Annotated in this window: 28 protein-coding genes; 26 read left to right on the forward strand and 2 right to left on the reverse strand. The window is 63.0% G+C overall.

The genetic code is table 11. The annotated features are described in order from the left end of the window. The first annotated feature begins 10 nt into the window (after positions 1-10). From tgt to AC0J42_RS05945, 5 genes are all read left to right on the forward strand, one after another. Positions 11-1,126, forward strand: coding sequence for a tRNA guanosine(34) transglycosylase Tgt (gene tgt / locus AC0J42_RS05925; RefSeq protein WP_416427543.1), 1,116 nt, complete (start codon positions 11-13; stop codon positions 1,124-1,126). A 44-nt stretch (positions 1,127-1,170) separates the two neighbouring features. Then, entirely contained in the window at positions 1,171-1,509 is a 339-nt protein-coding gene (gene yajC, locus AC0J42_RS05930; protein WP_008366112.1) for a preprotein translocase subunit YajC, read from the forward strand. Positions 1,510-1,572: 63 nt separating this feature from the next. Next, positions 1,573-3,441: a protein translocase subunit SecD gene (secD, locus tag AC0J42_RS05935; RefSeq protein WP_473005522.1), complete on the forward strand. Its 1,869-nt coding sequence runs from the start codon at positions 1,573-1,575 to the stop codon at positions 3,439-3,441. Between the two features lie 9 nt (positions 3,442-3,450). After that, a complete protein-coding gene (gene secF, locus AC0J42_RS05940) occupies positions 3,451-4,362 on the forward strand; it encodes a protein translocase subunit SecF (RefSeq protein WP_416422715.1) in 912 nt (303 codons plus the stop codon). Positions 4,363-4,482: 120 nt separating this feature from the next. Beyond that, on the forward strand, positions 4,483-5,019 hold the full coding sequence (locus AC0J42_RS05945) for a glycine zipper 2TM domain-containing protein (protein ID WP_416422716.1): 537 nt from the start codon (positions 4,483-4,485) through the stop codon (positions 5,017-5,019). A 179-nt stretch (positions 5,020-5,198) separates the two neighbouring features. Here the strand turns inward: AC0J42_RS05945 and suhB are convergent, their stop codons facing one another. Continuing rightward, entirely contained in the window at positions 5,199-6,014 is an 816-nt protein-coding gene (suhB, locus tag AC0J42_RS05950; protein ID WP_416422717.1) for a type III secretion system regulator SuhB, read from the reverse strand. 144 nt (positions 6,015-6,158) lie between these two features. Between suhB and trmJ the strand changes: the two genes are divergently transcribed. The 21 genes from trmJ to AC0J42_RS06055 all read left to right on the forward strand — a co-directional run bounded on the left by trmJ (position 6,159) and on the right by AC0J42_RS06055 (position 24,997). Further along, positions 6,159-6,932: a tRNA (cytosine(32)/uridine(32)-2'-O)-methyltransferase TrmJ gene (gene trmJ / locus AC0J42_RS05955; RefSeq protein ID WP_473005523.1), complete on the forward strand. Its 774-nt coding sequence runs from the start codon at positions 6,159-6,161 to the stop codon at positions 6,930-6,932. Positions 6,933-6,934: 2 nt separating this feature from the next. Then, the gene (cysE, locus tag AC0J42_RS05960; protein WP_416422719.1) at positions 6,935-7,720 is read left to right on the forward strand and encodes a serine O-acetyltransferase; all 786 of its coding nucleotides are present in this window, start codon (positions 6,935-6,937) and stop codon (positions 7,718-7,720) included. 240 nt (positions 7,721-7,960) lie between these two features. Beyond that, a complete protein-coding gene (iscR, locus tag AC0J42_RS05965; RefSeq protein WP_416422720.1) occupies positions 7,961-8,455 on the forward strand; it encodes a Fe-S cluster assembly transcriptional regulator IscR in 495 nt (164 codons plus the stop codon). A gap of 40 nt (positions 8,456-8,495) precedes the next feature. Further along, entirely contained in the window at positions 8,496-9,710 is a 1,215-nt protein-coding gene (locus AC0J42_RS05970) for an IscS subfamily cysteine desulfurase (protein WP_416422721.1), read from the forward strand. 103 nt (positions 9,711-9,813) lie between these two features. Continuing rightward, entirely contained in the window at positions 9,814-10,200 is a 387-nt protein-coding gene (gene iscU / locus AC0J42_RS05975) for a Fe-S cluster assembly scaffold IscU (protein ID WP_027978943.1), read from the forward strand. Between the two features lie 31 nt (positions 10,201-10,231). Beyond that, a complete protein-coding gene (gene iscA / locus AC0J42_RS05980; protein WP_416422722.1) occupies positions 10,232-10,555 on the forward strand; it encodes an iron-sulfur cluster assembly protein IscA in 324 nt (107 codons plus the stop codon). An 8-nt stretch (positions 10,556-10,563) separates the two neighbouring features. Further along, entirely contained in the window at positions 10,564-11,085 is a 522-nt protein-coding gene (gene hscB, locus AC0J42_RS05985) for a co-chaperone HscB (RefSeq protein ID WP_416422723.1), read from the forward strand. Positions 11,086-11,126: 41 nt separating this feature from the next. Continuing rightward, entirely contained in the window at positions 11,127-12,989 is a 1,863-nt protein-coding gene (hscA, locus tag AC0J42_RS05990; protein ID WP_473005524.1) for a Fe-S protein assembly chaperone HscA, read from the forward strand. Positions 12,990-12,991: 2 nt separating this feature from the next. Beyond that, entirely contained in the window at positions 12,992-13,333 is a 342-nt protein-coding gene (gene fdx / locus AC0J42_RS05995) for an ISC system 2Fe-2S type ferredoxin (RefSeq protein ID WP_416422725.1), read from the forward strand. Positions 13,334-13,346: 13 nt separating this feature from the next. Further along, entirely contained in the window at positions 13,347-13,547 is a 201-nt protein-coding gene (gene iscX, locus AC0J42_RS06000) for a Fe-S cluster assembly protein IscX (RefSeq protein ID WP_473005525.1), read from the forward strand. 90 nt (positions 13,548-13,637) lie between these two features. Beyond that, positions 13,638-14,063 (forward strand): nucleoside-diphosphate kinase, encoded by a 426-nt coding sequence (gene ndk / locus AC0J42_RS06005; RefSeq protein ID WP_008366138.1) that lies wholly within the window; start codon positions 13,638-13,640, stop codon positions 14,061-14,063. Between the two features lie 28 nt (positions 14,064-14,091). Next, positions 14,092-15,240, forward strand: a complete 1,149-nt coding sequence (rlmN, locus tag AC0J42_RS06010) for a dual-specificity RNA methyltransferase RlmN (protein WP_416422727.1) — start codon at positions 14,092-14,094, stop codon at positions 15,238-15,240. 12 nt (positions 15,241-15,252) lie between these two features. Then, positions 15,253-16,011 (forward strand): type IV pilus biogenesis/stability protein PilW, encoded by a 759-nt coding sequence (gene pilW, locus AC0J42_RS06015; RefSeq protein WP_473005526.1) that lies wholly within the window; start codon positions 15,253-15,255, stop codon positions 16,009-16,011. Next, the gene (locus tag AC0J42_RS06020) at positions 16,011-17,018 is read left to right on the forward strand and encodes a helix-turn-helix domain-containing protein (protein ID WP_416422729.1); all 1,008 of its coding nucleotides are present in this window, start codon (positions 16,011-16,013) and stop codon (positions 17,016-17,018) included. Before pilW ends, AC0J42_RS06020 begins: the two co-directional genes overlap by 1 nt. Before the next feature lie 3 nt (positions 17,019-17,021). Further along, complete coding sequence (ispG, locus tag AC0J42_RS06025) at positions 17,022-18,131, forward strand: flavodoxin-dependent (E)-4-hydroxy-3-methylbut-2-enyl-diphosphate synthase (RefSeq protein ID WP_473005527.1); 1,110 nt, start codon at positions 17,022-17,024, stop codon at positions 18,129-18,131. Between the two features lie 20 nt (positions 18,132-18,151). Continuing rightward, positions 18,152-19,441 carry a histidine--tRNA ligase gene (gene hisS, locus AC0J42_RS06030; RefSeq protein ID WP_416422731.1) on the forward strand — a complete coding sequence of 430 codons (1,290 nt, stop codon included), beginning with the start codon at positions 18,152-18,154 and terminating at the stop codon, positions 19,439-19,441. A 40-nt stretch (positions 19,442-19,481) separates the two neighbouring features. Continuing rightward, entirely contained in the window at positions 19,482-20,123 is a 642-nt protein-coding gene (locus AC0J42_RS06035) for a YfgM family protein (RefSeq protein WP_473005528.1), read from the forward strand. Further along, a complete protein-coding gene (gene bamB / locus AC0J42_RS06040; protein WP_473005529.1) occupies positions 20,116-21,267 on the forward strand; it encodes an outer membrane protein assembly factor BamB in 1,152 nt (383 codons plus the stop codon). The genes AC0J42_RS06035 and bamB overlap by 8 nt, the downstream gene beginning before the upstream one ends. A gap of 145 nt (positions 21,268-21,412) precedes the next feature. Continuing rightward, positions 21,413-22,876: a ribosome biogenesis GTPase Der gene (gene der, locus AC0J42_RS06045; protein ID WP_416422734.1), complete on the forward strand. Its 1,464-nt coding sequence runs from the start codon at positions 21,413-21,415 to the stop codon at positions 22,874-22,876. Between the two features lie 193 nt (positions 22,877-23,069). Then, positions 23,070-24,218: a pyridoxal phosphate-dependent aminotransferase gene (locus AC0J42_RS06050; protein WP_473005530.1), complete on the forward strand. Its 1,149-nt coding sequence runs from the start codon at positions 23,070-23,072 to the stop codon at positions 24,216-24,218. After that, positions 24,206-24,997 carry an amidohydrolase gene (locus tag AC0J42_RS06055; protein ID WP_473005531.1) on the forward strand — a complete coding sequence of 264 codons (792 nt, stop codon included), beginning with the start codon at positions 24,206-24,208 and terminating at the stop codon, positions 24,995-24,997. The genes AC0J42_RS06050 and AC0J42_RS06055 overlap by 13 nt, the downstream gene beginning before the upstream one ends. A gap of 55 nt (positions 24,998-25,052) precedes the next feature. Here AC0J42_RS06055 and leuA read toward each other — a convergent pair whose 3' ends face one another. Beyond that, positions 25,053-26,723 carry a 2-isopropylmalate synthase gene (leuA, locus tag AC0J42_RS06060; RefSeq protein WP_473005532.1) on the reverse strand — a complete coding sequence of 557 codons (1,671 nt, stop codon included), beginning with the start codon at positions 26,721-26,723 and terminating at the stop codon, positions 25,053-25,055. Between the last annotated feature and the right edge of the window lie 203 nt (positions 26,724-26,926).

Below are 26,926 nucleotides of genomic sequence, written 5' to 3' on the forward strand. Positions count from 1 at the left end.
CACCTGTCGTATGTCGTTCGAATTGCTGGCCACCGACGGCAAGGCCCGTCGTGGCCGCCTGACCTTCCCCCGTGGCGTGGTGGAAACCCCGGCGTTCATGCCGGTGGGCACCTATGGAACGGTGAAGGGCATGCTGCCGCGTGACATCGAGGCCATCGGCGCGCACATGATCCTGGGCAACACCTTCCACCTGTGGCTGCGCCCGGGCATGGAAGTGATCAAGGCCCACGGCGACCTGCACGATTTCATGAAGTGGCAGGGCCCTATCCTCACCGACTCGGGTGGTTTCCAGGTGTTCAGCCTGGGCGCCATGCGCAAGATCAAGGAAGAGGGCGTGACTTTCGCCTCCCCAGTGGATGGCTCCAAAGTGTTCATGGGCCCCGAAGAGTCGATGCAGGTGCAGCGCGACCTGGGCTCCGACGTGGTGATGATCTTTGACGAATGCACCCCGTACCCGGCTGACGAAGACGTGGCGCGCGTGTCCATGGAGCTGTCGCTGCGCTGGGCCCAGCGCTCGAAGAACGCCCATGGCGACAACACCGCGGCGCTGTTCGGCATCGTCCAGGGCGGCATGCACCAGAACCTGCGCATGCGCTCGCTGGAAGGCCTGGACAAGATCGGCTTCGATGGCCTGGCCATCGGCGGCCTGTCGGTGGGCGAGCCCAAGCACGAAATGATCAAGGTGCTGGACTACCTGCCAGGCCAGATGCCTGCTGACAAACCTCGTTACCTTATGGGTGTTGGCAAGCCGGAAGATCTGGTGGAGGGTGTGCGCCGCGGTGTGGACATGTTCGATTGCGTGATGCCAACCCGCAATGCCCGCAACGGGCATCTGTTCATCGACACCGGCGTGCTGAAGATCCGCAACGCGTTCCATCGCCATGATGATTCGCCGCTGGACCCGACCTGCGACTGCTACACCTGCCAGAACTTCTCCCGTGCTTACCTGCACCATTTGGACAAGTGCGGCGAAATGCTGGGGAGCATGTTGAATACGATCCACAATTTGCGTCATTACCAGGTGCTGATGGCTGGTTTGCGCGAGGCTATTCAACAAGGTACATTGGCCGCCTTTGTCGATGCCTTCTATGCCAAACGCGGGCTTGCCACGCCGCCTTTGGACTGAGTTCGTGACCCTTTGAGTCAACAATTTTGCAACTGGAGTGCTAAATGAGCTTTTTTATCTCTGATGCTTTGGCCGACGCTGGTGCGCCGGCAGCGGCAGGCCCTATGGGCGGCGGCTTCGAGTGGATTTTCCTGGTTGGTTTCCTGGTCATCTTCTACCTGATGATCTGGCGCCCACAGGCCAAGCGTGCCAAAGAGCAGAAAAACCTGCTGGGCAACCTGCAGAAAGGTGACGAAGTTGTGACCACCGGTGGTATCGCCGGCAAGATCAACAAAGTGACCGACGACTTCGTGGTAATCGAGGTTTCGGACACCGTAGAGCTGAAAATCCAGAAGGGCGCCATTGCCGCGACCCTGCCGAAAGGCACGCTCAAAGCGATCTAAGCTTCAGACTTTTACCAATCGACGGGGCGCGCAAGGCGCCCCGCGTCTTGAACGGGCGGCGTGATGCTGAACAAATACCCTCTGTGGAAATACCTACTGATCCTGGCGGTGCTGGCGGTCGGTTTTATTTATTCCGCACCCAATCTCTATCCTGATGACGCGGCCATCCAGGTCTCGGGCGCAAGTTCCGCCCTGCAAGTCACCCAGGCTGATCTGGACCGCAGCGCCAAGGCGCTGACCGATGCCGGTATCGAGGTCAAGGCGGCAACGCTGGCCGAGAATGGCAAGGGCGGTTTGTTGCGTCTGGCCAAGCGTGATGACCAGTTGCCTGCCAAGGACGTGGTCCGCAAGGCCCTGGGCGACGACTACGTGGTTGCGCTGAACCTGGCGGCGACCACGCCGCAGTGGCTGCGCAACATTGGCGCGCACCCCATGAAGCTGGGTCTGGACTTGTCCGGTGGCGTGCACTTCCTGCTGGCCGTGGACATGGACAAGGCCATTGATGCCCGCCTGAAGATCTACGAAGGCGACGTCAAGACCGAGCTGCGCAAGGAAAAGATCCGCTACCGCAGCATGCCACAGCAGAACAGTGCGATTCAGCTGGGCTTCAGCGATGCTGATTCCCTGGCCCAGGCGCAGGCCCTGATCCGCAAGAACTACACCGATTTCGACGTGGCCGCCACTACCCGTGGCGAACTGCAGGTGCTGTCGCTGACGCTGACACCAGCGAAGCTGGCCGAGATTCGCGAATACTCGATCAAGCAGAACCTGACCACCGTGCGTAACCGTGTCAACGAGCTGGGCGTGGCCGAGCCGCTGGTACAGCGCCAGGGTGCCAACCGCATCGTGGTCGAGCTGCCAGGCGTGCAGGACACTGCCGAAGCCAAGCGCATCCTGGGCAAGACTGCCAGCCTGGAATTCCGCCTGGGCGCAGGCCCGGATGATTCCCGCGCCACCACCGAGACTTTCGAGTTCCGTGATGGCAGCCGTCCGCCAGCCGCAGTCGAGCGCAGCCTGATCATCACCGGTGACCAGGTGACCGACGCTTCGGCCAGCTTCGACGAGCACGGCCAGCCGCAGGTGAACATCAAGCTGGATGGCCATGGTGGCGACCTGATGAGCCGCGCCACGCGCAGCAACGTCGGCCGCAGCATGGCGGTGATCTTCATCGAGCAGAAGCCGTTCACCCGCTACGAGAAGCAGACTGTCGGCGGCGTCGAGAAAGACGTGGCCGTGCAGGACTTCGCCGAAGAGAAGAAAATCATCAGCCTGGCAACCATCCAGTCGCCGCTGGGCAGCCAATTCCGCATTACCGGCCTGAACGGCCAGGGTGAGTCGTCGGAACTGGCCCTGCTGCTGCGTGCCGGTGGCCTGGCTGCACCGATGTACTTCGCTGAAGAGCGCACCATTGGCCCGAGCCTGGGTGCCGACAACATCACCAAGGGTATCCATGCGTCCCTGTGGGGCATGCTGTTCGTGTCGCTGTTCATCATGGCCATCTACCGCTTCTTCGGCCTGATCGCCACCGTGGCACTGGCCTTGAACATGGTCGTGCTGCTGGCGCTGATGTCGGTGCTGGGTGCCACCCTGACGCTGCCGGGTATTGCCGGTATCGTGTTGACCATGGGTATGGCGGTGGACGCCAACGTGCTGATCTTCTCGCGTATTCGTGAGGAAATCGCCGCCGGGATGACCGTGCAGCGCGCGATCAACGAAGGTTTCGGCCGCGCGTTCACCGCGATCGTCGACGCCAACCTGACCACGTTGCTGGTAGGCGGCATTCTTTTCGCCATGGGCACCGGCCCGGTGAAAGGCTTCGCCGTGACCATGTCCCTGGGTATCTTTACCTCGATGTTCACAGCCATCATGGTGACCCGCGCAATGGTCAACCTGATCTACGGCGGTCGTGACTTCAAGAAGTTGTGGATTTAAGGGGCTGCCATGAAACGTACCATCAACTTCATGGGCGTTCGCAATATTGCGTTCGCCTTGACACTGTTCCTCACGGCATTGGCGCTGTTCAGCTGGTTCCACAAGGGCCTCAACTTCGGCCTGGACTTCACTGGCGGTACGCTGATCGAGCTGAACTACCAGAAGCCGGCCGACCTGACCCAGGTGCGTAGCGAACTGGTAGCCGCTGGCTACCACGAAGCCATCGTGCAGAACTTCGGTGACACCACCGACCTGCTGGTGCGCATGCCGGGCGACGACCCCAAGCTGGGCGCCCAGGTAGCTGAGGCGCTGGCCAAGGTGGGCGGCGACAACCCGGCCAAGGTTACCCGCACCGAGTTCGTCGGCCCGCAGGTGGGTGAAGAGCTGCGTGACCAGGGTGGCCTGGGTATGCTCATGGCCCTGGGCGGCGTGTTGATCTACCTGGCGTTCCGCTTCCAGTGGAAATTCGCCGTAGGCGCCATCGCTTCCCTGGTGCACGACGTGGTCGTGACCATGGGTATCCTGTCGTTCTTCCAGATCACCTTCGACCTGACGGTGCTGGCGGCGGTGCTGGCCATCATCGGCTACTCGCTGAACGACACCATCGTGGTATTCGACCGGGTGCGCGAGAACTTCCGCGTGCTGCGCAAGGCCTCGCTGATCGAGAACATCAACGTCTCGACCACCCAGACCCTGCTGCGTACCCTGGCCACCTCGATCTCGACGTTGCTGGCCATCGCCGCGCTGCTGTTCTTCGGCGGCGACAACCTGTTCGGCTTCTCCATCGCGCTGTTCATCGGCGTGCTGGCGGGTACCTACTCCTCGATCTACATCGCCAACGTGGTGCTGATCTGGCTGAACCTGAACAGCGACGACCTGATTGCCCCGGTCACCAAGGACAAGGTCGACGATCGCCCGTAATGTGATCGCCGTCACTTAATCCCCTGAAAAGGCGCGAGTTTTGAACTCGCGCCTTTTTTTGTGCTCCAAGGCTGGGAGAAGCGCGGACTTTGATCCGTATAAGAAGGTCAGGAGGTTCAAGTGAACAAATCGTTGCTGGTTGGTGCAGTGTTGGGTGCTGTCGGTGTGACTGCCGGTGGTGCTGTCGCGACCTACAGCCTCGTGAAAAGTGGCCCAGAGTACGCAGAAGTTCTGGCTGTAGACCCTATCAATCAAGAGATCAAGACGCCCCGCAAGGAGTGTCATGACGTGGCGGTAACCCATCGCCGGGCCGTGCAGGACCAGCACCAGGTCGCCGGTACCGTGATCGGCGCCGTGGGCGGCGGCCTGCTGGGCCACCTAGTGGGTGGCGGCAAGGGCAAGACCCTGGCTACCGTGGCGGGCGCCGTGGGCGGTGGCTACGCGGGCAACAAGGTGCAGGAACACATGCAGAACGGTGACACCTACACCACCACCGAAAGCCGCTGCAACACAGTCAACGACATCAGCAACAAGGTGGTTGGCTACAACGTGAAGTACCAGCTCAATGGCCAGGTCGGCCAGGTGAAGATGGACCGTGACCCGGGCTCCAAGATCCCGGTGAGCAAGGACGGCCAGCTGGTGCTGACCCAGCAGTAAAGGCGCCTCCGCATGCGTAGCCGCTGCCGAAGGCTGCGCTGGCCCTGGGCCTCGCTGGAGATCTCCAGTGTTCACAAGGGCCAGCGCAGCCTGGCGGCAGCGGCTACAAGGTGTCGGTGATTATTCAGGCAATAAAAAAGCACCCCGAAGGGTGCTTTTTTATTGCCTGGCGAAAAAGCTTAGCGCTTGATCGAAGGCGGCAGGTGCGGCTGGATGGCCGTCAGTACTGCCTTGAAGCACTTGATGTTGCCGGCAACGATGTGGCCCTTCTCCAGGAAGTCGTGACCACCGGTGAAGTCGCTCACCAGGCCGCCAGCTTCCTGGATCAGCAGGGCGCCTGCGGCCATGTCCCAATCGCTCAGGCCCGACTCCCAGAAGGCGTCGAAACGGCCGGCGGCCACGTAGGCCAGGTCCAGGCTGGCAGCACCGGCGCGGCGGATGCCGGCGGTCTGGCCGACCAGGGCGCGGAACATGCCCAGGTAGTTGTCCAGGTCAGCCATCTGGTTGTCACGGAACGGGAAGCCGGTGCCCAGCAGGGCGCCGTCCAGGCTGGTGCGGCCGCTGACGCGCAGGCGACGGCCGTTCAGTTGGGCGCCACGGCCACGGCTGGCGGTGAATTCTTCCTGGCGGACCGGGTCCAGTACCACGGCGTGTTCCAGGCGGCCGCGGTATTTGCAGGCAATGCTGACGGCAAAGTGCGGGATGCCGCGCAGGAAGTTGGTGGTGCCATCCAGTGGGTCGATGATCCACTCGTATTCGGCACCTTCGCCGCTGCCAGCGTGCAGGCCGGTTTCCTCACCACGGATGGTGTGGGTCGGGTAAGCCTTGCGCAGGGCTTCGATGATTTTTTGCTCGGCCGCACGATCGACTTCAGAGACGTAATCCTTCGCGTCTTTTTCATCAACCTTGATGGTATCCAGGCGCTCGATGGAGCGGAAAATCAATTCACTGGCGCTGCGGGCGGCGCGCAGCGCGATATTCAGCATGGGCTGCATGGACGTTTCACCTAGGTCGTTAAAGAAAGCCGAACATTCTAGCAGAAAAGTACGTTTGCAGAAGAGGGTAGTCAGCATTCGTAGCGTAAGCGGTATCTGTTCGGTAAGATTTCATTTCTTTCCCCCGGTCTGTGAGCGCTCGCCTTGCTGCAAAATATTCGTGTCGTCCTGGTCAACACCAGCCACCCCGGCAACATCGGCGGGGCTGCGCGCGCCATGAAGAACATGGGTCTGTCGCGCCTGGTGCTGGTAGACCCGCTGGATTTCCCGTCCCACGAAGCCAGCGCACGCGCCTCGGGCGCCGATGATGTGCTGGACAACGTCCAGGTGGTCGCCACCCTGGAAGAGGCCCTGGTGGGCACCACCATGGTGCTGGGCACCAGCGCCCGCGAGCGGCGTATTCCCTGGCCGTTGCTGGACCCCCGCGAATGCGGCAGCAAAAGCGTCGAAGAGGCCGCCCAGGTGGGTGGCGAGGTGGCCCTGGTGTTCGGTCGCGAACATGCCGGGCTCACCAACGACGAGCTGCAGCGATGTCATTTCCACGTGCATATCCCGTCGAACCCCGATTTCAGCTCGCTGAACCTGGGTGCGGCGGTGCAGGTCCTGGCCTACGAAGTGCGTATGGCCTGGCTGGCAGCCGAAGGGCAGGCGTCCAAGACCGAAAAGGTCGAAGTGGCGTCGGTCAAGAGCGCAGAGCTCTCGACCAGCGACGAGATGGAGCGTTTCTACGAACACCTGGAGAACACCCTGGTGGAAATCGGCTTCCTCGACCCGCAGAGCCCCCGGCACCTGATGGCGCGTTTGCGCCGCCTGTACGGCCGCAGCTCGGTTGCCAAGGCGGAAATGAACATATTGCGCGGCATTCTCACGGAGACCCAGAAAGTGGCCCGTGGCGAGCCGCATAAGCGGAAGGATTAGTCATGTTCGAGCGTTTGCGTGAAGACATTCAAAGCGTATTCCATCGCGACCCGGCGGCGCGCAATGCCTTCGAGGTGCTGACCAGCTACCCCGGCATGCACGCCATCTGGCTGCACCGTGGCGCGCACAAGCTGTGGAAGGCCGACTTCAAGTGGCTGGCGCGCATGGTCTCCAACTTCGGGCGCTGGATGACCGGCATCGAAATTCACCCGGGCGCCCGCATTGGCCGGCGTTTCTTCATCGACCACGGCATGGGCATCGTCATTGGCGAGACCGTCGAGATCGGCGACGACGTCACCTTGTACCAGGGCGTGACCCTGGGTGGCACCAGCTGGAACAAGGGCAAGCGCCACCCCACGCTGGAAGATGGCGTGGTGGTGGGGGCGGGCGCCAAGGTGCTGGGCCCGTTCACCGTGGGTGCCGGTGCCAAGATCGGCTCCAACGCCGTGGTCACCAAGCCGGTGCCCGCCGGCGCCACTGCCGTGGGTATCCCGGGGCGCATCATCGTCAAGGGCGATGACGCCGTGGACGCGAAGCGCAAGGCCATGGCCGAGAAGATCGGCTTCGAGGCCTATGGCGTGACCGCGGACATGCCTGACCCGGTGGCGCGCGCCATCGGCCAGCTGCTGGACCACCTGCACGCCGTCGATGGGCGCCTGGAGGACATGTGCGGGGCGATGACCCGCATGGGCAGTGACTACTGCGCCAAGGACCTGCCCGAGCTGCGCGACGAAGACTTCAAGTGCGTGAAGGGCGAAGTCGACGTCCCTGCCGCTGAAGCTCGCTGAAGCTTGGGGGAGCCTGTGGGAGCTGGCTTGCCAGCGAGCTTTTGGTTGTTGCAAAAAGCTCGCTGGCAAGCCAGCTCCCACGGGAGCGGGCAAATCAGAATTCCCGTGCTATAGTACGCCGCCCGTTTTACCGCTATTCCCGACTAAAGTGGTAGGTCTTAAAGTTGACTTAAATACTCGGGAATTGCATACTCACAGCTCATCCGCTCCTCCCTTTTTCGTGTAACCGTGGTACTCGCCATGCGACTGACAACTAAAGGCCGATACGCCGTCACTGCCATGCTCGACCTGGCATTGCACGCGCAGCATGGGCCGGTTTCATTGGCCGATATCTCCGAGCGCCAAGGCATCTCCCTGTCGTACTTGGAGCAACTGTTCGCCAAGCTGCGTCGCAGCAACCTGGTGTCCAGCGTGCGCGGGCCAGGGGGTGGCTACCAGCTGTCCCGTGACATGCAGGGGATCCAGGTGGCCCAGGTCATCGACGCCGTCAACGAATCGGTCGACGCAACACGTTGCCAGGGATTGGGTGATTGTCATGCTGGCGACACGTGCCTCACGCACCACTTGTGGTGCGACCTGAGCCAGCAGATTCATGAATTTTTGAGCGGTATCAGTCTGGCTGACCTTGTCACTCGCCGTGAAGTGCAAGAGGTCGCCCAGCGCCAGGACCTGCGCCGTTGCAACACCACCAAGAGCCAGCGCCTGGACAAGATCGAAACGTCCTTCGTCGAATGACGATGGGACTGTGGCTAGCCCGCCTGATAGGAGAATTTCAATGAAGTTGCCGATTTACCTCGATTACTCCGCCACCACGCCGGTCGACCCGCGTGTAGCGCAAAAGATGATTGAATGCCTGACCAACGAGGGGAACTTCGGCAACCCGGCATCGCGTTCCCACGTGTTCGGCTGGAAAGCCGAGGAAGCGGTCGAGAACGCCCGTCGCCAGGTAGCTGACCTGGTCGGCGCCGACCCGCGTGAAATCGTCTGGACCAGCGGTGCAACCGAGTCCGACAACCTGGCCATCAAGGGTGTCGCGCACTTCTATCACACCAAGGGCAAGCACCTGATCACCTCCAAGATCGAGCACAAGGCGGTCCTGGACACCATGCGCCAGCTGGAGCGTGAAGGCTTCGAAGTCACCTACCTGGACCCCCAGGAAGACGGCCTGATCACCCCGGCCATGATCGAAGCCGCGCTGCGTGACGACACCATCCTGGTGTCGGTGATGCACGTGAACAACGAAATCGGCACCGTCAACGACATCGCCGCCATTGGCGAGCTGACCCGCTCGCGCGGCGTGATGTTCCACGTTGACGCTGCCCAGTCCACCGGCAAGGTCGACATCGACCTGACCAAGCTGAAAGTCGACCTGATGTCGTTCTCGGCCCACAAGACCTACGGCCCCAAGGGCATTGGCGCGCTGTACGTCAGCCGCAAGCCACGCGTGCGCCTGGAAGCCACCATGCACGGCGGCGGTCACGAGCGTGGCATGCGTTCGGGCACCCTGGCGACCCACCAGATCGTCGGCATGGGCGAGGCCTTCGCCATCGCCAAGCAGGAAATGGCCAGCGAGAACGCCCGCCTGCAAGCCCTGAGCGAGCGTTTCTTCAAGCAGGTCGAGCACCTGGAAGAGCTGTACGTGAACGGCAGCCTGACTGCCCGCGTGCCGCACAACCTGAATTTGAGCTTCAACTACGTCGAAGGCGAGTCGCTGATCATGGCGCTCAAGGACCTGGCCGTCTCGTCCGGTTCGGCCTGCACCTCGGCTTCCCTGGAGCCGTCCTACGTGCTGCGCGCCCTGGGCCGCAACGACGAACTGGCACACAGCTCGATCCGCTTCACCTTCGGCCGCTTCAGCACCGAAGAAGAAATCGACTACGCCGCGCAGAAAGTCTGCGAGGCCGTGACCAAGCTGCGCGAACTGTCGCCGCTGTGGGATATGTTCAAAGACGGCGTCGACATCTCGAAGATCGAGTGGGCGGCACACTAAACAAAAGAAGCCGCCACCATCCAGATCCTGTAGAGACGTGGCGTTAACGCAGGCGTACCTACAGGGCCTTCAGAGCGGCCCTGATGAGTGAGGATTTAGAATCATGGCTTACAGCGAAAAGGTCATCGACCACTACGAAAACCCACGTAACGTCGGCAAGATGAACGCCGAGGACCCGGACGTGGGCACCGGCATGGTTGGCGCTCCAGCCTGCGGCGACGTCATGCGCCTGCAGATCAAGGTCAACGAGCAGGGCATCATCGAAGACGCCAAGTTCAAGACCTACGGCTGTGGCTCCGCCATCGCCTCCAGCTCCCTGGCCACCGAGTGGATGAAGGGCAAGTCGCTGGACGAAGCGGTCACCATCAGCAACACCCAGCTGGCCGAAGAACTGGCGCTGCCGCCGGTGAAAATCCACTGCTCCGTACTCGCCGAAGACGCCATCAAGGCTGCCGTTCACGATTACAAGCAGAAGAAAGGTCTGCTCTAACAGCACGCATCGCACGATGTAAGGAGTCTCGATGGCTATCAGCATGACAGAAGCCGCTGCCAAGCATATCCGCCGTTCCCTGGACGGCCGCGGCAAGGGCGAGGGCATCCGCCTGGGCGTCCGTACCACCGGCTGCTCGGGCCTGGCCTATGTGCTGGAATTCGTTGACGCGCTGGGTGAAGACGACCAGGTGTTCGAAAGCCACGGCGAAAAGGTGATCATCGATCCCAAGAGCCTGGCGTACCTGGACGGCACCGAACTGGACTTCGTCAAGGAAGGCTTGAACGAAGGCTTCAAGTTCAACAACCCCAACGTGCGCGGTGAATGTGGCTGCGGCGAAAGCTTCAACGTTTGAGGCCGGTCGTGGGTACTCCTTGTCATTTCGCCTTGTTTGACCTGCAACCGAGCTTCCGCCTGGACCTCGACCAGCTGGCCGCGCGCTACCGTGAGTTGGCGCGCGCCGTGCACCCCGATCGCTTTGCCGATGGCAGCGAGCGTGAGCAGCGCCTGGCGCTGGAACAGTCGGCGGGCCTGAACGAGGCCTACCAGACGCTCAAGAGCTCGCCCAAGCGTGCCCGCTACCTGCTGGCCATCGGTGGCCACGAAGTGCCCCAGGAAGTCACGGTCCACGACCCTGAGTTCCTGATGCAGCAGATGCAGTGGCGCGAAGAGCTCGAAGACCTGCAGGACAGTGCCGACCTCGACGGTGTGGCGCAGTTCAAGCGGCGCCTGAAGGCTGCCAGCGAGCAGTTGAACGAAAGCTTCGCCGGCTGTTGGGATGATGCAGCGCAACGCGAACAGGCCGAACGCCTGATGCGGCGCATGCAGTTCCTCGACAAGCTGTCCTACGAAGTGCGCCAGCTGGAAGAGCGCCTCGACGATTAACCCAGTGTTGCTACGGCTGCACGCCTGATATTCAGATAAGCATGGCCCTACTGCAGATCGCCGAACCCGGCCAGAGTCCTCAACCGCACCAGCGCAAGCTGGCTGTGGGTATCGACCTTGGCACTACCAATTCGCTGGTCGCTGCCTTGCGCAGCGGCCTGTCCGAGCCACTGGCCGACGCGCAGGGGCAGGTCATTCTGCCGTCCGCCGTTCGCTACCACGCCGACCGCGTCGAAGTGGGCGCCGGCGCCAAGGCTGCCGCCGCCAGTGACCCGCTCAACACCATCGTTTCGGTCAAGCGCCTGATGGGCCGCGGCCTGGCGGACGTCAAGCAGCTGGGCGACCAGCTGCCGTACCGCTTCGTCGGTGGTGAGTCGCACATGCCGTTCATCGACACCGTGCAGGGCGCCAAGAGCCCGGTCGAAGTCTCCGCCGACATCCTCAAGGTGCTGCGCCTGCGCGCTGAAGCCACCTTGGGTGGCGAGCTGGTAGGCGCGGTAATCACCGTGCCGGCCTACTTCGACGACGCCCAGCGCCAGGCCACCAAGGACGCCGCCAAACTGGCCGGCCTCAACGTGCTGCGCCTGCTCAACGAGCCGACCGCGGCCGCCGTGGCCTATGGCCTGGACCAGCATGCCGAAGGCCTGGTGGCCATCTATGACCTGGGTGGCGGTACCTTCGACATTTCCATCCTGCGCCTGACCGGCGGTGTCTTCGAAGTGCTGGCCACCGGTGGCGACAGCGCCCTGGGTGGCGATGACTTCGACCACGCCATCGCCAGCTGGATTGTGCAGCAGGCGGGCCTGTCCGCCGACCTCGACCCGGGCGCCCAGCGCCAGCTGCTGCAAGTGGCCTGCGCCGCCAAGGAAGCCCTGACTGACGCCGCGTCGGTTGACGTGGCGTATGGCGCGTGGAAAGCCGAGCTGAGCCGCGAGGCGTTCAACGCCCTGATCGAACCCATGGTTGCCCGCAGCCTCAAGGCTTGCCGCCGCGCCGTGCGTGACTCGGGCGTGGAAATCGACGAAGTGGCCGCCGTGGTCATGGTCGGCGGTTCCACCCGTGTGCCGCGCGTGCGCGAGGCGGTGGCCGAGCTGTTCGGCCGCCAGCCGCTGACCGAGATCGACCCGGACCAGGTGGTCGCCATTGGCGCTGCCATCCAGGCCGACACCCTGGCCGGCAACAAGCGTGACGGTGCCGAGCTGTTGCTGCTGGACGTGATTCCGCTGTCCCTGGGCCTGGAAACCATGGGCGGGCTGATGGAGAAGGTGATTCCGCGCAACACCACCATCCCCGTCGCCCGTGGCCAGGACTTCACTACCTATAAGGACGGCCAGTCGGCCATGATGATTCACGTGCTGCAAGGCGAGCGTGAATTGATCAGTGACTGCCGCTCCCTGGCGCGCTTCGAATTGCGTGGCATCCCGGCCATGGTGGCGGGTGCGGCGAAAATCCGCGTCACCTTCCAGGTCGATGCCGACGGCCTGCTCAGCGTCTCTGCGCGTGAGCTGGGCTCGGGCGTTGAGGCCAGCATCCAGGTCAAGCCGTCCTACGGCCTGACCGACGGCGAAATCGCCCGCATGCTCAAGGATTCGTTCCAGTACGCCGGCGACGACAAGGTCGCGCGCCAGCTGCGCGAGCATCAGGTCGACGCCGAGCGCCTGCTGGAGGCGGTGCAGGGCGCCCTGGAGGCCGATGGCGACCGCCTGCTGGACGCCGAAGAGCGCCTGGCAATCGAGCACCAGATGACTGAACTGCGTGAATTGATGAGCGGTACCGACGGCGCGGCCATCGAGCAGCAGACCAAGCGTCTGTCGCAGGTCACCGACGCCTTCGCGGCCCGCCGCCTCGACTCGACGGTGAAAGCCGCGTTGGCCGGGCGCAACCTGAATGAGATTGAGGAATAACGATGCCGCAGGTCATTTTTCTGCCCCACGAAAAGTTTTGCCCGGAAGGCCTGGTAGTAGAAGCTGCCACCGGTACGTCTATCCTTGAGCTGGCCCACGATCATCACATCGAGATCGAAAGCGCCTGCGGCGGCGTGTGCGCCTGCACCACCTGTCACTGCATCATCCGCGAGGGCTTCAATTCGCTGGAAGAGGCCGACGAGCTGGAAGAAGATTACCTGGACAAGGCCTGGGGCCTGGAAGCGCAATCGCGCCTGGCGTGCCAGGCCGTGGTGGGCACCGAGGACCTGACGGTCGAAATCCCGAAATATTCGCTTAACCATGCGGCCGAAGCGCCGCACTGATCGGGAAGCTGTCATGAGCTACGGTTGGAATGATGTACAACGTATTGCAGAGGAATTGGCCGAAGCCAAGCCGGGCGTTAACCCGTATTCGGTGAATTTCGTCGATCTGCAGCAATGGATCAAGGAATTGCCTGGTTTCGACAGCACTTCTGGCCGGGTAGGCGAGAAGGTGCTGGAAGCGGTCCAGACCCTTTGGGCCGACGAAATAGACTGATCATCTTTGCAGGTTAGGCATTACCCCAGAACCCGCGTATAATTCGCGGGTTTAATTTTTCGCAACAATCACTGTTTCTGGAGTTTCACCATGGCTGTTCAACGTACTTTCTCCATCATCAAGCCTGACGCTGTTGCCAAGAACGTCATCGGCGAGATCACCACTCGTTTCGAAAAAGCCGGTCTGCGCGTCGTTGCCTCGAAACTGAAGCAACTGTCCAAGGCCGAAGCTGAAGGTTTCTACGCTGAGCACAGCGCTCGTGGCTTCTTCGGCGAGCTGGTTGCCTTCATGATCTCCGGTCCTGTCGTTGTACAGGTGCTGGAAGGCGAAAACGCCATCGCTCTGAACCGTGAGCTGATGGGCGCCACCAACCCTAAAGAAGCTGCTGCCGGCACCATCCGTGCTGACTTCGCTGACTCCATCGACGCCAACGCTGTTCACGGTTCGGACTCCGAAGCCGCTGCTGCCCGCGAAATCTCGTACTTCTTCGCTGCTACCGAAGTAACCACTCGCTAAGCCACGGCCAACGAGTGAAGGTGAAACCATGACCGTAATGACTGGCAAGACAAACCTATTGGGCTTGACCCAACCAGAGATGGAACAGTTCTTCGACTCGATCGGGGAGAAGCGCTTTCGTGCCGGTCAGGTCATGAAGTGGATTCACCATTTTGGCGTCGATGATTTCGACGCCATGACGAACGTCGGCAAGGCCTTGCGCGAAAAGCTCAAGGCCTGTGCCGAAATTCGTGGTCCCGAAGTGGTCAGCGAGGACATCTCCACCGACGGCACCCGCAAGTGGGTGGTGCGCGTGGCGTCCGGCAGCTGCGTCGAGACCGTGTACATCCCGCAGGGCAAGCGCGGCACCTTGTGTGTCTCGTCCCAGGCGGGCTGCGCCCTGGACTGCAGTTTCTGCTCCACCGGCAAGCAAGGCTTCAACAGCAACCTCACCGCCGCCGAAGTCATCGGCCAGGTGTGGATTGCCAACAAATCCTTCGGCAGCGTCCCGGCTACCATCGACCGCGCCATCACCAACGTGGTGATGATGGGCATGGGCGAGCCGCTGCTGAACTTCGACAACGTCATCGCCGCCATGCGGCTGATGATGGATGACCTGGGCTATGGCATCTCCAAACGCCGGGTCACCCTGTCCACCTCGGGCGTGGTGCCGATGATCGACGTGCTCGCCGATCATATCGACGTCTCGCTGGCCCTGTCGCTGCACGCGCCGAACGACGCGCTGCGCAACGAACTGGTGCCGATCAACAAGAAATACCCGCTCAAGATGCTGCTCGAATCGTGCCAGCGCTACATGTCCCAACTGGGCGAGAAGCGCGTGCTGACCATCGAGTACACCCTGCTCAAGGACGTCAATGACAAGCTCGAGCACGCGGTGGAAATGGTCGAGCTGCTCAAGAACGTACCGTGCAAGATCAACCTGATCCCGTTCAACCCGTTCCCGCACTCCGGTTACGAGCGTCCGAGCAACAACGCCATCCGGCGTTTCCAGGATCATTTGCACCAGGCCGGTTTCAATGTCACGGTGCGCACTACCCGCGGCGAAGACATCGACGCCGCCTGTGGTCAATTGGTAGGGCAGGTGATGGACCGCACCCGCCGTAGCGAACGCTATATCGCCGTACGCCAACTGGCTGCCGACGCCGATATGCCGCTGAACGCCGACAACCGGCCCTGAGAGAGGATCTCCATGACCGTGCGCGCCGCGCTGTTGCTATTGTTCTTCAACCTGTTGGTTGGTTGCGTTTCCACGGGTAAAGTCAACCCGATGGAAACCAGCAAGGGACGCGAAGAGGCGCGCAAGGCTCTGGTCCAACTGGGTATCGGCTACCTGCAGACCGGCCAGGCCGAACAGGCCAAGGTGCCGCTCAAGCAGGCGCTGGATATCGACAGCTCCGACCCCGAGGCCAACGGCGCCCTGGGGCTGGTGTTCCAGGCTGAGCTTGAGCCCAAGCTGGCCGAGCAGTATTTCAAGAAAGCGCTGTCCAGCCGCCCGAAAGATGCCCGCACCCTCAACAACTACGGCGGTTTCCTGTACGAGCAGAAGCGGTATCAGGAAGCTTACGAAACCTTTGAGAAAGCCGCCGACGATCCCCTGTATCCTGAGCGCTCGCGGGTGTTCGAGAACCTGGGCCTGACCGCCCGGGCCATGGGCAACAAGCCGCTGGCGGTGCAATTGTTTGACAAGGCATTGCGGTTGAAGGCCGATCAGCCCCAGGCATTGCTGGAAATGGCTGAGTTGTCTTACGAAGACAGGCATTATGTGCCGGCGCGCGGTTATTACGACCGTTTCAGCCAGCTGAGCGAGCAGAACGCCCGCAGCCTGTTGCTGGGCACGCGCCTGGCACGGATTTTCCAGGACAAGAACAAGGCCGCCAGTTTCGGCCTGCAACTTAGAAGACTCTATCCCGGTACGCCGGAATATCAGCAATACCTGTCGGAGCAATGATGAAAGCGGCGCATCCCGAAGTTGTAGCAGCGACTCGCGTGAACCCTGGTGACACCTTGCGCCAGGCCCGCGAGAGCAAAGGCTGGTCGCTGGCCGACGTGGCCGTGAAACTCAACCTCACGGCCACTTCGCTGGGCAACCTGGAGGCCGGCGCCTTCGACAAGCTGCCGGGGCATACCTTTGCCCGCGGTTACATCCGTGCCTACGCCAAGCTGCTGGGCATGGACCAGGCGCCGCTGGTGCAGGCCTTCGACCAGGCCACCGGCAGCCACGCCCAGGGCAGCGAAGTGCATGCGCTGGGCCGCATCGAGGAACCGGTGCGCCTGTCCCACAACATCCTGCGCGGCGTGAGCCTGCTGCTGTTGGTGCTGGTGGTGGGCGGCGGCTTCTTCTGGTGGCAGGACCAGACCGCCCAGCGTGGCAAGGACCAGGCCGGGCTGGCCATGGAGCATGTCGAAGTCGAAAGCGCCGACGGCACCACCCAGATCCACCCGATCGACGAGCCGGAAGACCAGGCCGTGGCCGAGGCCCAGAAGCCTGCCACCGAGGCCCAGGCAACTGAAACCGCTGCGGCCGAAGCGCCTGCCCCGGCGACAGCCGGCGTTCAGCCTGCCGCGCCTACCGTGGCACCTGCGCCTGCCGTCACCGCGCCGGCGCCGGCACCTGCTGCAACGAACACCCCGGCCCTGGTGCACCAGCCGGCCGCCCCGGTGGCCCCGGTGGCCGCCGCCCCGGTAGCGCCTGCAGCCCAGGCCCCGGTGGCCGGCGCTGGCCAACTGCACCTGCAATTCACCGCCGACTGCTGGACCCAGGTCACCGATGGCAACGGCAAAGTGCTGCTCAGCGCCCTCAAGCGCAAGGGCGAGACCGTCGACCTGAACGGCAAGCCGCCGTTCGCCGTGCGCCTGGGCTATGCCCGTGGCGCGCAGGTCAGCTTCAACGGCCAGCCGGTCGACGTTGCACCTTTCACCTCTGGCGAGACTGCTCGCATGAAAGTAGGGCAATAAACCATGCATGGCGAATCCCCGATCAAGCGTCGCGTATCCCGTAAAATCTGGGTCGGCAATGTGCCGGTGGGTGGCGATGCCCCCATCGCCGTACAGAGCATGACCAACACCGACACCAACGACGTGGCGGCCACCGTGGCGCAGATCCGTCGCCTGGAAGACGCCGGCGCCGACATCGTGCGCGTCTCGGTGCCGGACATGGACGCCGCCGAGGCGTTCGGCAAGATCAAGCAACAGGTGCGCGTGCCCCTGGTGGCCGACATCCACTTCGACTACAAGATCGCCTTGCGCGTGGCCGAACTGGGCGTGGACTGCCTGCGCATCAATCCGGGCAACATCGGTCGCGAAGACCGTGTGCGCGCCGTGGTCGATGCCGCCCGCGACCGTGGCATCCCGATCCGCATCGGCGTGAACGCCGGTTCCCTGGAAAAGGACCTGCAGAAGAAGTACGGCGAACCCACCCCCGAAGCGCTGGTGGAGTCCGCCCTGCGCCACGTGGAGCACCTGGAACGCCTGAACTTCCAGGACTTCAAGGTCAGCGTGAAGGCCTCCGACGTGTTCATGGCCGTCGCCGCCTACCGCCTGCTCGCCACCCAGATCTCCCAGCCGCTGCACCTGGGCATCACCGAGGCCGGCGGTTTGCGCTCCGGCACGGTGAAATCCTCGGTGGGCCTAGGTATGCTGCTGGCCGACGGCATCGGCGACACCATCCGTATCTCCCTGGCCGCCGACCCGGTGGAAGAGATCAAGGTGGGCTACGACATCCTCAAGTCCCTGCGCCTGCGCTCGCGTGGCATCAACTTCATCGCCTGCCCGAGCTGCTCGCGGCAGAACTTCGATGTGGTGAAGACCATGAACGAGCTGGAAGGGCGCCTGGAAGACCTGCTGGTGCCGCTGGACGTGGCGGTGATCGGTTGTGTGGTCAACGGCCCTGGCGAAGCCAAGGAAGCCCACGTGGGCCTTACCGGCGGCACGCCGAACCTGATCTACATCGACGGCAAGCCTGCGCAGAAGCTGACCAACGACAACCTGGTGGAAGAGCTCGAGAAGCTGATTCGCCAGAAGGCGGCCGAAAAGGTCGAGGCCGACGCGGCGCTGATCGCCCGCGGCTGACAGAACACTAAGGATTTCTCGTGAGTAAGACGCTGCAAGCCATCCGTGGCATGAACGACATCCTGCCCGACCAGACGCCCCTGTGGCGCTACTTCGAAGGCACCGTGGCAGGGCTGCTGGACACCTACGGCTACCGGCAGATCCGCATGCCGATCGTCGAGTTCACCGACCTGTTCAAGCGCTCCATCGGCGAAGTCACCGACATCGTCGAGAAAGAGATGTACACCTTCGAGGACCGCAACGGCGACTCGCTGACCCTGCGCCCCGAAGGCACGGCGGCGTGCGTGCGCGCGGTGCTGGAGCACGGCATCACCGGCGGTGGCCAGGTGCAGAAGCTCTGGTACGTGGGCCCCATGTTCCGTCACGAGCGCCCGCAGAAAGGCCGCTACCGCCAGTTCCACCAGATCGGCTGCGAGGTGTTCAACCTCGACGGCCCGGACATCGACGCCGAGCTGATCGTGCTCACCTGGCGCCTGTGGGGTGCCCTGGGCATCCGCGACGCGGTGAAGCTCGAGCTCAACAGCCTGGGCACCTCCGAGGCCCGCGGTCGCTACCGCGAGGCGCTGGTGGCGTTCCTCACCGAGCACCTGGACCAGATCGACGAAGACAGCCAGCGCCGGTTGAAGACCAACCCGCTGCGCGTGCTGGACACCAAGCACCCTGAGACCCAGGCCGTGCTGGTGAACGCGCCGAAGCTGGCCGATTACCTGGACGAAGAGTCGCGTGTGCACTTCGAAGGCCTGAAGGCCCGCCTGGACGCCGCCGGCATTCCCTACGTGATCAACCCCAAGCTGGTGCGTGGCCTGGACTACTACAGCAAGACCGTGTTCGAGTGGGTCACCGACAAGCTCGGCGCCCAGGGCACCGTGTGCGCTGGCGGCCGCTACGACGGCCTGGTCGAGCAGATGGGCGGCAAGCCCACCACCGGCGTTGGCTTCGCCATGGGCATCGAACGCCTGATCCTGCTGCTCGAAACCCTGGAGCAGGTGCCCGAGTCCATCGCCCGTACCGTTGACGTTTACCTGTGCGCCTTTGGCGAGCAGGCCGAACTGGCCGGCCTGGCCCTGACCGAGCGCCTGCGCGATGCACTGCCGCAGCTGCGCATCCAGGTCAACGCCGGTGCCGGCAGCTTCAAGAGCCAGTTCAAGAAGGCGGACAAGAGCGGTGCGCTCTACGCCTTGATCCTGGGGGACGACGAACTGGCGCAACAAGTGGTAGGTTTCAAACCCCTGCGTGGCCAGGGCGAACAACAAAACATTGCCTGGGATGCTCTGGGTGAGCATCTGGCGACTTGCGTCGTGCAGGGTTGAGGCAGGCTTCAGGCCGAATTTGCGAAATAGGAGTATTGGGGTGTCGAGTACCGAAGATGAACAACTCGCCGAGTTGAAGGACTTTTGGCAGCGTAACGGCAAGCCTCTGGTCACCGGCGTGCTGCTGGCCCTGGTGGTGGTATTTGGCTGGCAGGCCTGGCACAAGTACCAGGCCAACCAGTCGCAAGGTGCGTCCAGCCTGTACCAGCAACTGCTGGAAACCGCGCTGAACCCTACCGGCAAGCCTGATACCGCGCAGGTGGCGGACCTGGCCAACAAGCTCAAGACCGAATACGGCAACAGCGAGTACGCGCAGTACGGCAGCCTGTTCGTGGCCAAGGTGGCCGTGGACGCCGGCAAGCTGGACGATGCCGCCACCGAGCTCAAGGCCGTGGTCGACAAGCCCAAGGACGCCATGCTGGGTGAAATCGCCCGTCAGCGCCTGGCTCAGGTACTGGCTGCGCAGAACAAGGCCGAAGACGCCCTGAAGCTGCTGGACGGCGACGCCGACAAGGCGTTCCTGGCCAGCCGCGAGGAACTCAAGGGTGACCTGCTGGTGCAGCTGGGCCGTACTGACGACGCGTATGCGGCGTACCAGAAGGCCAAGGCAGCCCTGTCCGATGAGGCAGCAGTGGGTGGCTTGCAAATCAAACTCGACGACCTGGCGAAAAAAGATGCGTGACGTGATCCGTTGGAAACATGCAGCATTGCTGGCTCTGGCCATTCTGGCCGCGGGTTGCAGCAGCAACAGCAAGAAGGAACTGCCTCCTGCCGAGCTGACCAAGTTCAAGGAAGAAGTGGTCCTGCACAAGGAGTGGAGTCGTTCGATCGGTGACGGTCAGGGCGAAACCTACAACATGCTGGTTCCAGCGATCGAGAACGACAGCATCTACGCCGCTGACGTGACCGGCGTGGTCATGGACCTGAACCGCCTGAACGGCGACGTGATCTGGAAGAAAGACCTCAACACTTCGGTGTCGGGCGCAGTCGGCGTCGGCTACGGCCTGGTCATGCTGGGTACCATCAGCGGTGAAGTCATCGCCCTTGACGCCACCAACGGTGAAGTCAAATGGCGCGCCAAGGTCGGCAGCGAAGTGCTCGCACCGCCAGCCAACAACGGCGACGTGGTAGTGGTGCAGACCCAGGACGACCGCCTGGTCGGCCTGGACGCCAGCACCGGCACCCAGCGCTGGATCTACGACAGCACGCCTGCGGTACTGACCCTGCGTGGCACCAGTGCCCCGCTGGTCACCAACCACCTGGCGGTGGCTGGCCTGTCCACCGGCAAGGTCGTTGCCCTGGACATCAGCAACGGTGTGCCGGTGTGGGAACAACGCATCGCCGTGCCGCAGGGCCGCTCGGAACTTGAGCGTGTCGTCGATATCGACGGCGGCCTGCTGCTGTCCGGTGGTACCCTGTACGTCGCCAGCTACCAGGGCCGCATGGCGGGCCTGGACCTGGAAAGCGGCCGTGTGCTGTGGCAGCGTGACGCTTCCAGCTACGCCGGCGTGGCCCAGGGCTTCGGCAGCGTCTACGTGGCGCTGGCTTCCGGCACCGTGGAAGGCGTCGACGAGCGCACCACCACCGCCCTGTGGAGCAACGACAAACTGGCCCGCCGCCAGCTGTCGGCACCCGAGGTGTTCTCCAGCTACGTGGCGGTAGGCGACTTCGAAGGCTACCTGCACCTGCTGAGCCAGGTCGACGGTCGCTTCGTTGGTCGTGAGAAAATTGACAGTGACGGCCTGCGAGCCCGTCCGCTGGTGGCCGGGAACATGATTTACGTGTTCGGCAACAGCGGCAAGCTCGAAGCCCTCACCATCAAGTAAGGCTTTGACTATGCTGGAGGTCATTCATGGCCTCCAGCGGCCCCGCCCCAGGCAGGGGCCACGGCATGTTCGCATGCCGCCACGAACTCCGGCCGCTGCCTGCAGCGGCCTTTGTATTTTCTGAAATAACGCAGTGGAGAGCCTAATGGTTCCCGTAATCGCCCTGGTGGGCCGACCGAACGTCGGCAAGTCCACCATGTTCAACCGCCTGACCAAAAGCCGCGACGCCATCGTCGGCGACCTGTCTGGTCTTACCCGTGATCGCCAATACGGAGAGGCGCACTGGCAAGGGCGTTCCTATATCCTGATCGACACCGGCGGTATTTCCGGTGACGAGCACGGCATGGACGAAAAGATGGCCGAGCAGTCGCTGCTGGCCATCGAAGAAGCCGATGTGGTGCTGTTCCTGGTCGATGCCCGTGCCGGTTTCACCGCCGCCGACCAGATGATTGCCGAGCACCTGCGCAAGCGCAACAAGCGCTCCATCCTGGTGGCCAACAAGATCGACAACATCGATCCGGAAATGGCCCGCGCCGAATTCGCCCCGCTGGGCATGGGCCACGCCATCGGCGTCGCCGGTGCCCAGGGCCGCGGCGTGAACACCCTGCTGGAAGCCGCCCTGGGCGAATTCCCGCGTGACGTGGAGGAGGAAGACCTGGCCGAAGGCGTCGCCGAAGGCGAAGAGCAGGTGCGCATTCCTGGCCCGAGCGAGAAAGATGGCATCAAGATCGCCATCATCGGCCGGCCGAACGTGGGCAAGTCGACCCTGGTCAACCGCATGCTCGGCGAAGAGCGGGTAATCGTCTACGATCAGCCCGGCACCACCCGTGACAGCATCTACATCCCGTTCGAGCGCAACGACGAGAAGTACACCTTCATCGACACTGCCGGTGTGCGCAAGCGCGGCAAGATCCATGAAGAAGTCGAGAAGTTCTCGGTGGTCAAGACGCTGCAGGCCATCAAGGATGCCAACGTCGTGATCTTCGTCATGGACGCCCGTGAAGGCGTGGTGGACCATGACCTGAACCTGTTGGGCTTCGCCCTGGAGTCGGGCCGCGCCATCGTCATCGCCCTGAACAAGTGGGACGGCATGCAGCCGAGCGAGCGCGACTACGTGAAGACCGAGCTGGAGCGCCGGCTGTTCTTCGTCGACTTCGCCGACATTCACTTCATCTCGGCGTTGCACGGCACTGGCGTGGGCAACCTGTACGGTTCGGTGCAGGCCTCGTTCAAGTCGGCGATCACTCGCTGGCCGACCAGCCGCCTGACCCAGATCCTCGAGGACGCGGTGCAGGAGCACCAGCCGCCAATGGTCAACAGCCGCCGCATCAAGCTGCGCTATGCCCACCTGGGTGGTGCCAACCCGCCGCTGATCGTGATCCACGGCAACCAGGTGGAGAAGGTGCCGAACAGCTACGTTCGCTACCTGGAAAACACTTACCGCCGCGTCCTGAAGCTGGTCGGCACGCCGATCCGCATCGAGTTCAAGGGCAGCGACAACCCGTACGAAGGCAACAAGAACACGCTGACCGACCGCCAGGTTAACAAGAAGCGCCGCTTGATGTCGCACCACAAGAAAGCCGACAAGAAACGCCGCGACAAGCGCTGATTTCCCGGTTTTCGCGATACCTGTAGCCGCTGCCGCCAGGCTGCGCTGGCCCTGTTCTGCACTGGAGATATCCAGGGAACTCAAGGGCCAGCGCAGCCTGGCGGCAGCGGCTACGGCGTTTTGATCTGTACTGGTTTTCCCGCTGTTCGTTGGGCTATCCTGCTGGGCTCCCCAGCTGTCAGGGATAGGCCCGATGATCACCAGCAAGCTGCCGAATGTCGGCACGACCATCTTCACCACCATGTCCCAGCTCGCCGCCGAAACCGGTGCGCTCAACCTGTCCCAAGGTTTCCCCGACTACGACGGCCCCCAGGGCCTGCGTGATGCCGTGGTGCGCCATATCAACGCTGGCCACAACCAGTACGCGCCCATGACCGGGCTGCCGGCCCTGCGCGAGCAGGTGGCGGCCAAGGTGCTGCGCCAGTACGGCGCGCGCGTGAGCGCCGACACGGAAGTCACCATCACCCCAGGTGCCACCGAGGCGATCTTCTGCGCGGTGCAGTCGGTGGTGCGTGCCGGTGACGAGGTCATCGTCTTCGACCCTTGCTACGACAGCTACGAGCCCTCCGTGGAGCTGGCCGGCGGCCGCTGCGTGCATGTGCAGCTCGACCCCAGGGATTTTTCCATCGACTGGCAGCAGCTCAGCGATGCCCTGAGCCCGCGCACGCGGATGATCATCCTCAACAGCCCGCACAACCCCAGCGGCGCGCTGATCAGCGCCGCCGAGCTGGACCAGCTGGCGCAACTGATCGAAGGTCGCGATATCTACCTGATCAGTGATGAAGTGTATGAACACCTGGTCTACGATGGGGTCAGACATGCCAGCGTGTTGGCCAACGAAGCGCTCTATTCGAGGGCTTTCGTGGTCAGCTCGTTCGGCAAGACCTACCACGTCACCGGCTGGAAGACCGGTTACGTGATTGCCCCGCCGGCCTTGAGCGCGGAACTGCGCAAGGTCCACCAGTACGTCAACTTCTGCGGGGTCACCCCGCTGCAATGGGCGCTGGCGGACTACATGGCGGCCTGCCCCGAGCACGTTGAAGAACTGCCCGGGTTCTACCAGGCCAAGCGTGACCTGTTCTGCGACCTGCTGGCAGGGTCGCGGTTCAGCTTCACCCGGGTGGCAGGCACGTATTTCCAGCTGGTGGATTACTCGCAGATCCGCCCCGACTTGAACGATGTCGACATGGCTCTGTGGATGACCCGCGAGCACGGCGTGGCGACTATTCCGGTGTCGGTGTTCTACCAGACACCCATCCCGGAACAGCGCCTGGTACGCCTGTGTTTCGCCAAACGCGAGGAGACGCTGCGGGAAGCGGCGAAGAAACTATGCGTGATTTGAGTACGCTGGCGAACCTGAACCTGGCCCTGGTGCAGACCACCCTGGCCTGGCACGACCGCACAGCCAATTTCGAGCACTTCGAGGCCCTGCTGGAGCAGGCCCGCGGTGCGCACCTGATCATTCTGCCGGAGATGTTCACCACCGGCTTTTCCATGGACTCGGCCAGCTTGTGCGAGCCGGAGCAGGGCCCCACCAGCAAGTGGCTGCGCGCCCAGGCCGTGCGCCTGAACGCCGTGGTGACGGGCAGCGTGATCATCCAGGCGGCTGACGGCAGCCTTCGCAACCGCCTGCTGTGGGCGCGGCCCGATGGCGAGCTGCTGCATTACGACAAGCGCCACCTGTTCCGCATGGCCGGCGAGCACAAGCACTACACCCCCGGCGAGCGCCAGGTGCAGTTCGAGCTGAACGGCTGGCGCATTCGCCCGCTGATTTGCTACGACCTGCGCTTCCCGGTGTGGAGCCGCGACGCCCAGGACACCGACCTGCTGCTGTACACCGCCAACTGGCCCGGTGCGCGCCGCCTGCACTGGAACCGGCTGCTGCCGGCGCGTGCCATCGAGAACCTGTGCTACGTGGCGGCGGTGAACCGCGTGGGCACCGATGGCAAGGGTTTCGCCTACACCGGCGACAGCCAGGTGTTGGACTTCCAGGGCGAGAGCCTGCTGAGCGCGGGGGAGGCCGATGGCGTGTTCCACGTGTCCCTTAGCGCCGCCGAGCTGGCCGCCTACCGCACGCGCTTCCCGGCGCACCTGGATGCCGACACCTTCACGTTGTCCTGATTTCGCCCATAAAAAAAACCGGCCCCCTGGGCCGGTTTTTTTATGGGTGGAAGGCTTACGCTGCCTTCGCTTCCTGCTGGCTCAACGAGCGGTTCAGCGCGCTGAACAGGGCCTTGAAGCTGGCCGTGGTGATGTTCTCATCCACGCCCACCCCGTGCACCGCACGGCCACCGGCCACGCGCAGCTCGATGTAGGCGGCTGCCTTGGCGTTGGTGCCGGCGCCGATGGCGTGTTCGTTGTAGTCCATGATTTCTACCGGTACCGGCATGGCCGAGGCCAGGGCTTCCAGGGCACCGTTGCCCTTGCCGCGCCAGTGCACGGTCTCGCCGTCGCTGTGCACTTCGACGTCAACCTTGCTGTTGCCGTTCTCTTCCTGCAGGCGGTGGCTGACCAGCGCGTACGGGGCATTGGCTTGCAGGTATTCCTTGTGCAGCAGCGCGTAGATCTGCTGGGCCGTCATTTCCAGGCCCAGGCGGTCGGTTTCACCCTGTACCACCTGGCTGAACTCGATCTGCATGCGGCGCGGCAGGCTGATGCCGTATTCCTGTTCCAGCAGGTAGGTGATGCCGCCCTTGCCCGACTGGCTGTTGACGCGGATGACCGCCTCGTAGCTGCGGCCGATGTCGGCCGGGTCGATCGGCAGGTAAGGCACTTCCCACACCGCGTCGTCCTTCTGCTGGGCGAAGCCCTTGCGGATCGCGTCCTGGTGCGAGCCGGAGAACGCGGTGTGAACCAGGTCGCCGACGTACGGGTGGCGTGGGTGCACCGGGATCTGGTTGCACTCTTCGACCACCTTGCGCACGCCGTCGATGTCGGAGAAGTCCAGTTCCGGGTCCACGCCCTGGGTGTAGAGGTTCAAAGCCAGGGTCACCAGGTCGACGTTGCCGGTGCGCTCGCCGTTGCCGAACAGGCAGCCTTCGACGCGGTCGGCGCCGGCCATCAGGCCCAGCTCGGTGGCGGCCACGCCGGTGCCACGGTCGTTATGGGTGTGCAGGCTGATGATCACGCTGTCACGGCGCGACACGTTGCGGCCGAACCATTCGATCTGGTCGGCGTAGATGTTCGGGGTGCTGACTTCAACGGTGGCTGGCAGGTTGAGGATGATCTTGTGCTCGGGCGTCGGGTTCCACACCTCGATCACCGCGTCACAGACTTCCTTGGCGAACTCCAACTCGGTGGCGCTGAAGGTTTCCGGCGAGTACTGGAAGGTCCACTGGGTTTCCGGCTGCTGGGCCGCGTATTTGACGAACAGCTTGGCCGCGTTTACCGCGATGTCCTTCACGCCCTGCTTGTCCTGGTTGAAGACGATCTTGCGGAAGGACGGCGAGGTGGCGTTGTACAGGTGGACGATGGCCTTCTTGGCGCCTTTCAGCGACTCGAACGTACGTGCGATCAGGTCTTCGCGGGCCTGGGTCAGCACCTGGATGGTGGTGTCTTCCGGGATGTGATTGTCTTCGATCAGGGTGCGAACGAAGTCGAAATCGGTTTGCGAGGCCGAGGGGAACGACGCCTCGATCTCTTTCACGCCCACGCTGACCAGGGTCTTCCAGAAGCGCAGCTTCTTCGCCGAGTCCATCGGCTCGATCAGCGACTGGTTGCCGTCGCGCAGGTCCGAGCTGCACCAGATAGGCGCGGTGGTGATGGTCTGGTTCGGCCAGGTGCGGTCAGGCAGGTTGACCTGGGCGAAGGCGCGGTATTTCGAAGACGGGTCTTTGAGCATGGTCATGATGGGCAATCCTTGTTGTGCGGCCTTGAAAAGGGCCTGCCGGCTAAAACTGAAAGAGAAGGGCGAGGCGACGCGATTCAGCGTGGCAGTCGTGCACTGACCAGGCTTAGGCAGCGGTGTTGACGAAGGAGAATGAGGGTGTGAAGAGTTTTCATGCCTTCAACCCTAACCATTGCGGCAGGGGATGGCAAGCATCTGTAAAA

The organism is Pseudomonas sp. Tav-5-1A, from assembly GCF_055755055.1.